This is a genomic window from Mesobaculum littorinae, assembly GCF_004011175.1.
In the GTDB taxonomy this organism is placed as follows: Bacteria; Pseudomonadota; Alphaproteobacteria; order Rhodobacterales; family Rhodobacteraceae; genus Tranquillimonas; species Tranquillimonas littorinae.
On the sequence record NZ_RQXX01000003.1, the window covers coordinates 323,552 to 335,811 of the forward strand.

The 12,260-nt window shown below is 60.8% G+C and carries 9 protein-coding genes and 2 pseudogenes; 3 read left to right on the top strand and 8 right to left on the bottom strand.

Going from position 1 to position 12,260, the window contains the following annotated elements:
* Positions 1–90: 90 nt before the first annotated feature.
* Positions 91–1,608: an anti-phage dCTP deaminase gene (locus EKE94_RS10710; RefSeq protein ID WP_127906597.1), complete on the bottom strand. Its 1,518-nt coding sequence runs from the start codon at positions 1,606–1,608 to the stop codon at positions 91–93.
* Between the two features lie 385 nt (positions 1,609–1,993).
* On the opposite strand from EKE94_RS10710, the pseudogene EKE94_RS10715 reads away from it, so the two are divergent.
* The 3 genes and pseudogenes from EKE94_RS10715 to EKE94_RS18670 all read left to right on the top strand — a co-directional run bounded on the left by EKE94_RS10715 (position 1,994) and on the right by EKE94_RS18670 (position 4,171).
* Positions 1,994–3,166, top strand: a pseudogene (locus EKE94_RS10715) (IS5 family transposase).
* A gap of 118 nt (positions 3,167–3,284) precedes the next feature.
* Positions 3,285–3,761 (top strand): annotated as a pseudogene (locus tag EKE94_RS18905) (transposase); the annotation flags it as partial.
* Positions 3,762–4,009: 248 nt separating this feature from the next.
* Positions 4,010–4,171 carry a hypothetical protein gene (locus tag EKE94_RS18670; RefSeq protein WP_164870892.1) on the top strand — a complete coding sequence of 54 codons (162 nt, stop codon included), beginning with the start codon at positions 4,010–4,012 and terminating at the stop codon, positions 4,169–4,171.
* 399 nt (positions 4,172–4,570) lie between these two features.
* Here EKE94_RS18670 and EKE94_RS18770 read toward each other — a convergent pair whose 3' ends face one another.
* The 7 genes from EKE94_RS18770 to recF all read right to left on the bottom strand — a co-directional run bounded on the left by EKE94_RS18770 (position 4,571) and on the right by recF (position 12,177).
* Positions 4,571–5,035, bottom strand: coding sequence for a toll/interleukin-1 receptor domain-containing protein (locus EKE94_RS18770; protein ID WP_127906600.1), 465 nt, complete (start codon positions 5,033–5,035; stop codon positions 4,571–4,573).
* A 307-nt stretch (positions 5,036–5,342) separates the two neighbouring features.
* A complete protein-coding gene (locus EKE94_RS10730) occupies positions 5,343–6,413 on the bottom strand; it encodes a helix-turn-helix domain-containing protein (protein WP_127906601.1) in 1,071 nt (356 codons plus the stop codon).
* Positions 6,413–7,003, bottom strand: coding sequence for a hypothetical protein (locus tag EKE94_RS10735; RefSeq protein ID WP_127906602.1), 591 nt, complete (start codon positions 7,001–7,003; stop codon positions 6,413–6,415). Before EKE94_RS10735 ends, EKE94_RS10730 begins: the two co-directional genes overlap by 1 nt.
* A 498-nt stretch (positions 7,004–7,501) precedes the next feature.
* Positions 7,502–9,919 (bottom strand): DNA topoisomerase (ATP-hydrolyzing) subunit B, encoded by a 2,418-nt coding sequence (gyrB, locus tag EKE94_RS10740; protein ID WP_127906603.1) that lies wholly within the window; start codon positions 9,917–9,919, stop codon positions 7,502–7,504.
* Positions 9,920–10,049: 130 nt separating this feature from the next.
* Complete coding sequence (locus EKE94_RS10745) at positions 10,050–10,670, bottom strand: LysE family translocator (RefSeq protein WP_127906604.1); 621 nt, start codon at positions 10,668–10,670, stop codon at positions 10,050–10,052.
* The gene (locus EKE94_RS10750; protein ID WP_127906605.1) at positions 10,667–11,083 is read right to left on the bottom strand and encodes a VOC family protein; all 417 of its coding nucleotides are present in this window, start codon (positions 11,081–11,083) and stop codon (positions 10,667–10,669) included. The genes EKE94_RS10745 and EKE94_RS10750 overlap by 4 nt, the downstream gene beginning before the upstream one ends.
* Positions 11,080–12,177: a DNA replication/repair protein RecF gene (recF, locus tag EKE94_RS10755; RefSeq protein ID WP_127906606.1), complete on the bottom strand. Its 1,098-nt coding sequence runs from the start codon at positions 12,175–12,177 to the stop codon at positions 11,080–11,082. Before recF ends, EKE94_RS10750 begins: the two co-directional genes overlap by 4 nt.
* Between the last annotated feature and the right edge of the window lie 83 nt (positions 12,178–12,260).

Below are 12,260 nucleotides of genomic sequence, written 5' to 3' on the forward strand. Positions count from 1 at the left end.
CATTGCCCCCATCGAACCCGCCGCCAGAATTAGAAAAAATGTTGTAAACGCACCAATTTTTCGGCTATTGAAAACTACACTTTTGATTACTCATTCTTCCGCTGCGAGCTTACTTAACGTCGAACTGACCGCATATGCTTCTTTCTGCAAATGACTGAAGTTCTCCCTCTGGTAAATGCGCGGCCTGGGCTCACCTTCATACCATTTCAGTATCTCAGCACCTCGACGTCGCTTGCCTTTCTGAAAGATATCTCGATATCTTTTCGGAGAGATTCCCTCGAAATGGTCGAAATTAACTTTCTCAAGGTCGTGACTCCCCACTGCGATGGAATCCGTATGAGAACTGGGTGCGCGGCTTTTTGGGTATGGCTCTATAAATACAACGCGCTTGATCCCGGAGGCCACAATGTGTTTCGCGCAATTGTGGCAAGGAAAGGTTGTCACAAACATTGTGGCTCCCAACAAAGATCTGCCAAGGCGCGCCGCATCGCAGATCGCACTCATTTCCGCATGAGTCATTCGCCCGTACTCTGTTATGTCCGATATAAGAGCGTCCTCTATAGCGTCCTCAAGTCGCTCTTTCATTTCCGGCGATTCAAGCGTAAAACTGGAATCAACGAGACCAGCGTGTTGCAGCTTCTGTAGGAAATTTACAATAATTCGTTGTCGCTCAACACTGTTTTGCTCGGTCCCCCGCTCGACATCTCGAGCACGAAATTCGTCATCCGACCAGTAATTCCCACCATTCGCTTTGGGCACCTCGTTGCAGCCGAGGGAAATAACTTCACCGTCTTGGGTAAAAATTGCAGATCCCACTTGTCGTGATAGATCGACTGACCGCAGCGCTGCCGCTGCCGCCATATACGCACCATATTCTTCACGTGACGGGCTCTTGGTGTTGTCGCCAAAAAAGGATCTCGTAAAGTCGAGAATCTTTGAGGACATTCGGGTAGTGTCTTTTCCGTCAACAAAGAAATCCCCGAGGTGAAATATGCGCCCTACTTGTTGGCCGAAACTGGTTTCGCCGCCGTCATCATTAAGTTGATGCTCATCTGTGGCCACAAGATCACGAGCATTTCGCTCACATGTATTGACAGATAACCCGGGGTGATCTCGTGAAAGCTTGTTCTTCAGGTTCTCGATGCGGGAATCCTTGTCGAGCGATACCGATACCTGAAGGAACTTCATACCATAGACACTTCTAAGAAGTTCTATTTCTTCTTCACGTTTGAGCTGCCTGATGATGTATGCCATTTTCGGAATTGCCCTCTGTGGGCTGGTCGCCTCGCCATCGTTTTCTGGCTGATGCTGTCGAAATGATCTTATCTCTGAGATTGCCAGAGCAGCCATAGCCGCTCCATTATCAGCTGTTTTGCAAAAGGCGTTTGCTGTCGCAATTTTGTCGGCATATAGGGTAGATGGTTTTGGCCCATGAACGTCATGCTCGTACTTCTTGAGAGCTTTTGTCAGATGAATGTTTTCGGATCGGTAGCCAACTTGGCTCAAAGCGTCTGAAAGTGCTTGCTGCACATCGTCCATGTTCACGCCAATTGGGCCGACGAGCCCAAAGATGAGTTCAGGACAGTTTATTTCCGCAACTTCCGACATAATTTACGAACACCTCCCAAAGAGTAACTCTCTTTTCGAGCCATCTTAAGCATTAAAAATCTTGCAGCAATGCCAAATGGATGGCAACTGAGGTTTTCCGCTTGACAGCGGTTGGGTCCGGTAGCCGCAAAAATGGCATAGCAGGAAAGAAGGTGGGGTGAGCGGTTTGGGGCGTGTCGTGCAGTTGGTGGGAATGTGAGGGCGGCGAAACCTTCGCGTGAACTGACACCTTACAACCGGAGACGGCGACCGCCTGGGATATCACGCCTTAAATAAGATTACCGATGCCACAAACGTTGTTCTAACAGGCTGCTGAAGAAGTCAGCCCTCGACCCGGTTTGAGGAACATGATTCATCCTTTTGGCTATCAGGGCGGAGGGTGATTATGCTCGGCATAGACGCGACGAGCGGATCGCTGTTCAGCTACGTTGACCTGGAGGCGCGCATTCCGGCACGTCATCCGCTACGCAAGATCAGGCAGGTTGTGAACGACGCGCTCGCCAGTCTCGATGCCGAGTTTGAAGCGCTCTATACCGATTTCGGTCGCCCCTCGATTGCGCCGGAACGCTTGATCCGGGCCAGCCTGCTCCAGATCCTCTTCTCGATCCGCTCTGAGCGGCAGTTGATGGAGCAGATGCAGTATAACCTGCTGTTCCGCTGGTTCGTGGGGCTCGGTATTGACGACCAGGTCTGGGTCCCGACGGTGTTCACGAAGAACCGCGACCGACTGCTGACGACCGAGATGTCGCGCAAGGTGATGGCCGCCATCCTGGGGCACCGGGAGGTCGCGCCGCTCCTGTCGGACGAGCACTTCTCGGTCGATGGCACGCTGGTCAAAGCCTGGGCCTCGACGAAGAGCTTTCAGCCGAAGCCTGACCTCGCACCGCCTGATGACGAGGGGCCGGGCGGGCCGCCCTCGTCAGACACGACCGCCGCCGACCAGCCCGAACAGACCCACGCCGAGACCAACTCCATGCCCCGCCCCACCACCCAGCACCGCAACGCCGAGGTCAACTTCCGGGGCGAGAGGCGCTCGAATGCCACCCATGTCTCGACGAACGATCCGGACGCCCGGCTCTACAGGAAGTCACCCGGCACCGGGGCGATGCTGTGCTTCATCGGTCATGCGCTGATGGAGAACCGCAGCGGCCTGATCGTTCAAGGCGATCTGACCGAAGCGGACGGCCATGCCGAACGGCGTGCTGCGCGCGACATGGTTCACCGCCACTCTCCGGGATCGACCCGCAAGCTGACCCTCGGAGCAGACAGGGGATATGACGCTGCCAAGTTTGTCGCTGATCTGCGACAGGCATGCGTGACACCGCACGTCGCGCAGAAATCGCGGCATTCAGCGATCGACGGGCGCACCACCCGGCACAGGGGATATGACCTGTCCCTGAAGCACCGAAAGCGGATCGAAGAGGCGTTCGGCTGAGCTAAGACCGTCGGCGGCATGGCCCAGACCATCTATCGCGGCGTCGAGCGGGTGCGCTCCCGGTTCGTTCTGACAATGGCGGCCAACAACCTCGCCCGGCTGCCCTGCTTGCTGACCGCATGAAGCTGAAAGGCGGCATCAGCCGCGCATACCGTTCGGTCCGACGGGCCGGAAGCTCGAGGCAACCGATCCGCTCCCGAGGAAATAGTTCCGCCCCGGCGACTTCTTCAGCAGCCTGCTAATGGCCGGGGAGGCCGGGTTAGTCCCGATCGAGATACGGCTGCGCGCCAACGTCCTCACGACCATCGAGGCCGTTTTCGAGGAAGGACCGGCCAGCTTTCTCAGTCCGCTTCGCTACTGTCGAGTGGACGGCGTTGCGAAAGGCTATCGCCACGGGCATCGCGGGCGGCAACGTACTGGCAGGTATAGCACCGAGACGATGCAGGTGCCGCGCGCCCGGATCGAAAATCAAGACGGCGAGATGATGGAGTGGCGGTCGAAGGTGCTGCCCCGTTAACCGAGACTGACGAAGTAGGCCGACGTTCTGATCGCGTCGGTCTACCTCTCCAGAACCAACACGCGCCGGGTCAAGCGGGCGCTATTGGGTCGGTTCGTAGGAACCGTCAGCAAAGGCTTTGTCAGCCAGGCCTGACTCAAGATCAAGGCAGGCTGGGACGCCTGGTGTGCACTCCGCCTGACCGACGAGGACATTGTCCAGCAGGCTCAGGGCGCTGACAGATCGAGATGCGCAAGGTCGATGGCTGGAAACCCTGTCGCAGCCCCTCGGACCCGTGCCGATGGACCTCGCCGCGTGAGAAACCAGACCTTCAAGTGCCGGGGTATCCTGACTGGAAACTTTAACAGCGTTCTCGACACGACAAGCGGTTGACCACGTTAGTTCAGTGCGACAATTCCCTTGCGACGATTCACACGATGATTCACTGTGTATCTGACAGGGAGACAATCATGAAAACAGCACGCTCGGCCACGCCGGAACAAGAAGAGAGCGACCAGTTTTACAAACCAAATCAAGAACTTGTGGCAACCATTAAAGCGATGAAGCAAGAAGCTGCGCAACAAAATGTTTACTATCGCGAACAGCTTGAAGCTATCTTCCCCGCCCGCTGAGCTACTAATTGTTCGCCGGACTGTCCTGAGACTAAGTGGTAGCAGTGGCTTTTGAAACGGAAGGGAGTCGTTGCAGAGCTCTCGCCCAAGGCGTAAGCCACCTTTACACCCTCTGACCTGCTCGCACGATCCTTGAGGAAAAGATACCGACTGAGACCTGCGGTGCCGCTTCCAGCCCTGAGACGAGACTACCGAGTACCTGATCGGACGCCTTTTCGAACGCGCCGTAAAAAACGCGATCTGGATTGAGCGACCCTCAGGGCTGGCGCATTCCCAAGGACTACGGATTTCTTAGCCTGTGTCCGCTGCGTCCGCCGATCTACCTTTGATCCTTCCGGGCATGCAGACCGACATTGATCTCAATCACCTCGGGACCGGACGCCGCCTCAACATAGAAATCTAAATACTTACCAACTCTGCGATCTTGGCAGCGACTTCAGCCATTGTCTCTTCCGCAGTATTCAGACCAGCTCGGGACGCCAGCAAAAGGCTTACTTTTTCGAGCTCTTCGTAAGTGGTTCCGTGAACAACGGGGATAAGCCTCCCGCGTCGAAGCAGTGCCGAAAGCTCTTTATCAGCAACGCCCTCAGTCGGCAGGCGTCGTAACATAGCTGGTGTGACCAACACGATGCCTACCCGGGAATTCACAAGGCCCTTGTCGATCGCCCGCATCATAGGAACGCCAAGGCCGAGGTCCTGTTCACTGAACCAAACTCGGACTCTGCGCGACACGAGAAGATCGTATAGCTCTTTTGCTGAGCTTTGTCTGTCATCCCATGCACGGCAAAGAAACGCGTCAAGGAGGTCAGGTTGCGAAGCCGCAAGAACTTCCACATTTCCCCGAACCGGGGTGAGTGCTTGCACTTGTTCCGGCGTGTACCGGACCGCCGAATCTGCTCCCGACCAGCGCGGTTTTGTGATGCGATCCCGCGAACGGCTTCCGCTCAGACCGCCGCTATTTCTTCTGTAATTCTATGAAGGTTGCGAGAACGATTCATAACCGCTCGAGCCCCAGCCAGATCTGCCATAACGACTTCTGCATGCAGGACAGTTTGCCGCGGCAGCTGGTGAGCTGTGCCCCCTGACTGGCGCCGTGCATTTAGCCATGCACTATATCTCCCGTACCACTATACGATCTATCGGCGGATTGCTTCAGCTGTTGTCCTTACCTTTACTTCACCACTCGCAATCGTGGCGTGGCCTGCGTAATTGAATGAAGCGTATAAATGTCTTCTTCGCTTGAGCGGAGCGCTTGCGCGAGATCGGACACGCCGTAGCCGAGTTCCTCGAGATGAAGCCTTACGATCTCCGGAAGGACCGTGGGAATTTCGACCGTGAGATCGAGCTCGGGCGGCTCGGTTCTGCGGTAACCCATCGAGCTCATTTGTCGCCAGAGATACTGACTCTGGTTGTCGGTAATCGCGCCAATCTTTTTTGCCCGGTAAAGAAGTGCTGCCATGGACACGTGCCAAACCGGCTTCAATGCGGCCAGCCGCTGTATCGTAAGGCGCCGACCGGAAAGGTGGGGCCGAACATCGCGCGCCGGCATAAGTAACGCCGACGCGAACTCGTTCGCCTCATTTTCCATTTCTGGCGACGGCACCTGATGCATGACGACATGCCCGAGTTCGTGCGCGAGGCTGAACCGCTGCCGATCCGCCGGCATGTTGCGGTTCAGGAAGATGCACGGGGGCATGTCCGGTATCTGAACCGTGAAGCCATCCACCTTGAGCGCGGCGAAGTCGCAATGGACGACGATGCAGCCTGCTCTTTCCACCCACGCGACCAAGTCTCGTATTGGTCCCGAAGGTACAAGCCAGGTGCGCCTGATGAGGTCCGCGATACGTTCTGGGTCGCCACCGTACTCGTCAACATCCAGACGCGGAAGAGAAAGCTCCGGCTCCAGCTCAGCTGAATCAAGCAGTCTGCGGATATGCAGAATCCTGATGTTGAGTTCGGCTTCCAGACGCTCGATCGCCTTTTGCCCAACGCTCGCCCGCTTCCGGTATTGGACGCTCATCGGCAGGCCAATGACCCGATCATTCTGGAAGAAGAAGTTGATAGGAAAACCCAAGGCTTTGCCGACGCTCTTCAACACGTCTTCGGTCGGCCCGATCAGCCCGTTCTCGAGTTTAGACAGATTGGCTTGTGACACACCTGAGCGTGCAGATAGCTCTGATTGACTCCATCCCCGTGCCTGCCGCGCGATCCGCAGCAGGTCCTGATTGAAATTGGCAAGCATCAGTCTTGACGCTTTTTGCGGTCGTCCGCGGCGCCCTTGAGCTTGACGATGGACGCAGCGGGACGCTCGGGTTTCGGCTCAGGCATCGGCAACGGAACCGTGGCCTCGTCCGCATCCAAAAGACTGTATTCCCAAGCGACTTGATCGCCGTTGCGTGCGACGACGCAGATATCCTCGATCTGCGTTTCAAGGCGATTCAGTTTGTAGACGACTTCCACGCGCTGGACCTCCGGCAAGTCGAACAGTTCCTCGTCATGATCGTGAAAAGCGAGCGCCAGTTGCGTTGCGACATTCGACGAGCGGCCCGTCTCATCTGCTTTCTTGAACCGGAACAGCACGGTGTCCCGAACGAGAAACTTCATCGTCTCGTGGCCTTCAATCACATGGACGGCAGCATGGTCCAGCAGAGCATTGTTCGAGCGTTCAATAATCTGTTCCCAGACGAAATTCGCGCGGCTGCGTTTGTAGCGCCATACGCCGTTGCGATCGCTTCCCAGCCAGTCCTCCCATGCCTCGTAGATCGCGGCCACGATGGGGGCACCGATTTCACCCAGAATAGGACGGACGGTAGCTTCACTGGGAATTGGCATGCTCAGGCCTCTTTGATTTCACAAACGCTTAGCACCGTCGATCTACAAAAACAACAGCAAATTATTCACTCTATAATTCTCCGCACTGTTTTGAGCGATTGCCCCGACGGTCTACTTTCCAGGCAGCGGCTCAGACGGCTCCCAAGCGCAGCGAAGGACCGGTTGCCGGCCGCATGAGGCTTGCTGTGGCAGCTTGGTTAAAAATGAGAGGGTCATCACCCTGAGCATAGGGCTTCAAACAAAATGCCTGTAGCTACGCCGAAAGTTTCGGTGGTGCACCGCTGTTGATGGGCAATGGGTTTTTCGCACCGCTTTACACCTCGCGAGCCGAGACAAGCAGAGGCTCCGCATCTGTGCACGCGCCCAAAACGCATCGCGCGACCCAGGCATATAAGAAACGCCATCCCACTGATTTATAACCGTAAATATCGCATCTCAGCGGCGACGGCGCGAAAAACTATGCGCGCGGCGAAAAACTATCCGCGCGCCTACACGCGCCTAGAAGTCGAGGTTCTCCACGCTCAGCGCGTTGGCCTTGATGAAGTCGCGCCGCGGCTCGACCACGTCGCCCATCAGCTTGGTGAAGATGTCGTCGGCCTCGGTCACATCGTCGATCTTGACCCGCAGCAGCGTGCGCGCCTCGGGGTCGAGCGTCGTTTCCCAAAGCTGGTCGGGGTTCATCTCGCCCAGACCCTTGTACCGCTGCAGGCTCAGGCCCTTCTCGCCCTCGGCCAGGATCGCCTCAAGCAGACCGAGCGGGCCGAAGATCGGCACCTCGCGATCCTTGCGCACCAGCTTGGCGGGCTCGGAATAGGTTTCGCGCAGAGTGTCGGTGTACTGGCCCAGGCGCCGCGCCTCGCCCGAGCGCATGACCGGGCCGTCCAGCGTGCGCACCTCTTCGACCCCGCGCAGGACGCGGGCCAGCCGGATGCCGTGATCCTGCGTGATCCGGCCCTGCCAGCCGCGTTCGTACTCCGCGGCGATCTGGTCCAGCCGTTGCGCCACGCGATCCGCCGTGCCCTGCAGGTCGCTGTCGACCTGCCCCGGCACGAAGGCCCCCGCAATCGCAGATTGTTCAAGGATCGTGGTGGGATAATGGGTGGGGAAGCTCTGCAGCGACCGGCGGACCGACCGCGCCTCGTCCACGACCCGCGCGAGGTCCGCGGCGACGATTTCCTCGCCCGAGCCCAGCCGCAGAACGGCGCCGTCGACGCCCATCTCGATCAGGTAATCCTCAAGCGCGGCGGTGTCCTTGAGGTAGACCTCGGACTTGCCGCGCGCGACTTTGTAAAGCGGCGGCTGCGCGATGTAGAGGTACCCGCCCTCGATGATCTCGGGCATCTGGCGGAAGAAGAAGGTCAGCAGCAGCGTGCGGATGTGGGCGCCATCGACGTCGGCATCCGTCATGATGACGATCTTGTGGTAGCGCAGCTTGCTGACGTCGAATTCGTCGCGGCCGATCCCGGTGCCGAGCGCGGTGATCAGCGTACCGATCTCCTGGCTGGACAGCATCCGGTCGAAGCGCGCGCGTTCGACGTTCAGGATCTTGCCCCGCAGCGGCAGCACCGCCTGGTTCGCGCGTGCCCGGCCCTGCTTGGCCGAGCCGCCGGCGCTGTCACCCTCGACGATGAAGATCTCGCGGCTTTCGGGATCCTTCACCTGGCAATCGGCCAGCTTGCCCGGCAGGCTGGCCACGTCCAGCGCGGATTTCTTGCGCGTCATCTCGCGCGCCTTGCGCGCGGCCTCGCGGGCCAGCGCGGCCTCGACGATCTTCGTGACGATGGCGCGGGCGGGCTGGGGGTTCTCCTCGAACCACTCGGCCAGCTTTTCGTTCACCAGACCCTCGACCGCCGGACGCACCTCGGAACTGACCAGCTTGTCCTTGGTTTGCGAGCTGAACTTGGGGTCCGGCACCTTGACCGACAGCACGCAGGTCAGGCCCTCGCGCGCGTCGTCGCCGGAAAAGTTGATCTTTTCCTTCTTCGCGATGCCCGACTGACCGGCATAAAGGTTCAGCGTCCGCGTCAGCGCGCCACGGAAGCCTGCAAGGTGCGTGCCGCCGTCCCGCTGCGGAATGTTGTTGGTGAAGGGCAGCACCATCTCGTTGTAGCCGTCGTTCCACCACATCGCGATCTCGACGGTGATGCCGTCGCGTTCGCCGGTAAAGAAGATCGGCTCGGGGATCATCGGCGTCTTGGAGCGGTCGAGGTACTTCACGAACTCGCGCACGCCGCCGTCGTAGTAAAGCTCGGACCGCAGCGCCTCGGCCGGACGCTCGTCTTCCAGAACGATGCGCACGCCCGAGTTCAGGAAAGCTAGTTCGCGCAGACGCGCCTCGAGGGTCTTGAAGTTGTAATCGAGGTTCGAAAACGTGTCGGTCGAGGACAGGAACCGCACCTCGGTGCCCTTTTCGCCCTCGGCATCGCCGGTAACGGTCAGATGCTCGGCGGTCTCGCCACGCTCGAAGCGGGCGTAATGCGCCTTGCCGTCGCGCCAGATCCGCAGCTCCAGCCAGTCCGACAGGGCGTTCACGACCGAGATGCCGACGCCGTGCAGACCGCCCGACACCTTGTAGGAGTTTTGGTCGAACTTACCGCCCGCATGCAGCTGGGTCATGATGACCTCGGCCGCCGAAACGCCCTCTTCCTCGTGGATGCCCACGGGAATGCCGCGCCCGTTGTCCCGGATCGAGACCGAGCTGTCGGCGTGGATCTTCACCTGCACGTAGTCCGCGTGACCGGCCAGCGCCTCGTCGATGCCGTTGTCCACGGCCTCGTAGATCATGTGATGCAGGCCGGACCCGTCATCGGTGTCGCCGATATACATGCCGGGGCGCTTGCGCACCGCCTCCAGGCCCTTGAGAACCTTGATGGAATCAGCGCCGTACTCCTCGGGCTGCCGGGCCGCGTCTGCCATGTCTGGGATCCTTGCTCGTTTGCCCGCATTTATAGGGGGCCGTGCGTGGATTGTCACGCGATCGACACCATATTTGGTGGCTCCTGCGCGGTTTGCGACCCCGCGTCGCGCAATAGTCCCCGGCAGGGGATCATAGCAGGGGGATCGCGCAGCCCACCGCGACCAGCATCGCCCCCGATCCGAGGTTGAGCCGCCGGATCGCGCGCGGCGCGGTCAGCACCGCCCGCAGCCGACCGATGCAGGCCGCCATGCAGAAGTTGCCCAGAAGCGGTACCAGGATCGACACCGCGACGATGACGGCGATATCCGGCGCCCCCAATCCGGACAGGTCGAAGAATCCCGGCAGCATGCCCATGTAGAACAGGATCGCCTTGGGGTTGGCCAGGATCACGATCACACCTGCGAGGAACCCCTGCCAGCGTCCCGGCCGCGTCAGCCGGCTATCCCGCCCGATGGCGGCGTCGGCATGGCGGATGACCTGGATGCCCAGCCAGATGAACACGGCCGCCGCGACCCACTTCAGGATCTCGCTCAGCGCCTCGAACTCCGTGGCCAGCCAAGACACCCCCAGCACCGCCAGAAGCGGCCAGAGCGCGTCACCCACGGCCACGCCCAGGGCCAGCGGCCAGGCGGCGGGAAACCCGCCCGAAAGCGCCCGCGCGATGACCGCCATCCAGACCGGCCCCGGCGTCAGGAACAAAAGCAGCAATGCAAAGGCATAAAGCCCGACTTCGCCCGGACCGATGCTCATGCCAGCCGGCCATCGGGGTCGAGCGGCCAGAAGGGGTTGTGCGCATACTCCCAGACATGCCCCTCGGGGTCGGCCCAGGTTCCGCTATACCCGCCCCAAAAGACCTGGGCTGGCGCGGCACAGGGCGTCGCCCCGGCCTTCAAGGCAGACGCGAACGCCGCGTCCACCGCATCGCGGTCGGGAAAGTTCTGGGCCAGTGTCATCGCCCCGGTGCCCAGGGCGCCCGGATCACGCCCCAGGTCCGCCGCCAGGGCCGCGCGATCGTAAAGCGCCAGCTTCATCCCGCCCAAGTCGAAGAAGACGGTTTTGGGCAGCGTCTCCTCGGCCTGCCACCCAAGGGCCGCGTAAAATGCCGCAAGCGCGGGCAGATCCGCGGCGGCAAGGGTGACAAGCGTGATCCTGTTGGCCTTCATTCCACCCTCCCGACCCGGCTTTCGCCGGCCTCCTCGGTCACCTCAAGGTACTGCGCGCGATCACCCAGCGTGTCGAACAACTCAGGCCCGGTGCCGGTCATCCACGCCTGCGCCCCCAACGCGCCTATCTCGTCATAAAGCGCCGCGCGGCGGCCCGCGTCCAGATGCGCCGCGACCTCGTCCAGCAGCACCAGGGGCGGCGCGCCGGTCTCGTCGGCCAGCGCGCGGGCATTGGCGAGGATCAGCGAAATCAAGAGCGCCTTCTGTTCGCCGGTCGAGGCCTGTGCCGCGGGCACGCCCTTGGCGGCGAAGACGGCGCCCAGGTCCGCGCGGTGCGGCCCCGTCAGCGTCCGCCCTGCGCCCACGTCACGCGCCCGCCCGACGGCGAAAGCTTCGGCCAGCTCGGCGGGGTCCGCGGGGCTGTCATCCTCAAGCGTCAGGTCAGCCACGGGAAACGCCGTCTCGGCCGCGGCCTGCGCGGCCCGCACCCGCGCCAGCGCGTCGTGCCGGTAGAGGGTCATCGCCGCCCCCGCCTCGGCCATCTGCCGCTCCAGCGCGCCGTACCAATGCGGATCGCGGACCTCGTCCTTCAAAAGCCGGTTGCGCTGCCGCATTGCCTTTTCATAGGCCAGCACCGCCTCGGCATGATCGGGGACAAAGCTCATCGTCATGCGATCAAGGAACCGCCGCCGCCCCTCGGCCCCCTCGATCCACAGCCGGTCCATCGACGGAACCAGCCAGACGACCCGCACCAGCCGGGCAAGTGCGTTCTGCGCCGCCGCCTTGCCGTCGATCCGGACAGAACGCGCGGCGCCGGCCTCGGCGCGCACATCTACCTCGTGCGGCCCCTCCGGCCCCGCGATCAGTGCACCGATCCGCCAGCCCAGGGCCTCGGGCCGCCGCCCCAGCTCCTCGGCCGCCGCGCGCCGCAGCCCCCGGCCGGGCGACAACAGCGACACCGCCTCCAGAAGGTTGGTCTTTCCCGCCCCGTTCGGCCCGAAAACCGCGACCGGCCGCGGGTCCAGATCCAGCCGCAGCCCCTTGTGCGACCGGAAATGCGACAGGCTCAGGGACGACAGCGCCAGTTGCCCCATGCGCGCCTCCCCCTGCTTCTTCTCTTCGAAAATACTCCCGCCGGAGGCGAAACCGCCGCGCAGCGGCGGCCCCCCTCGTCAGG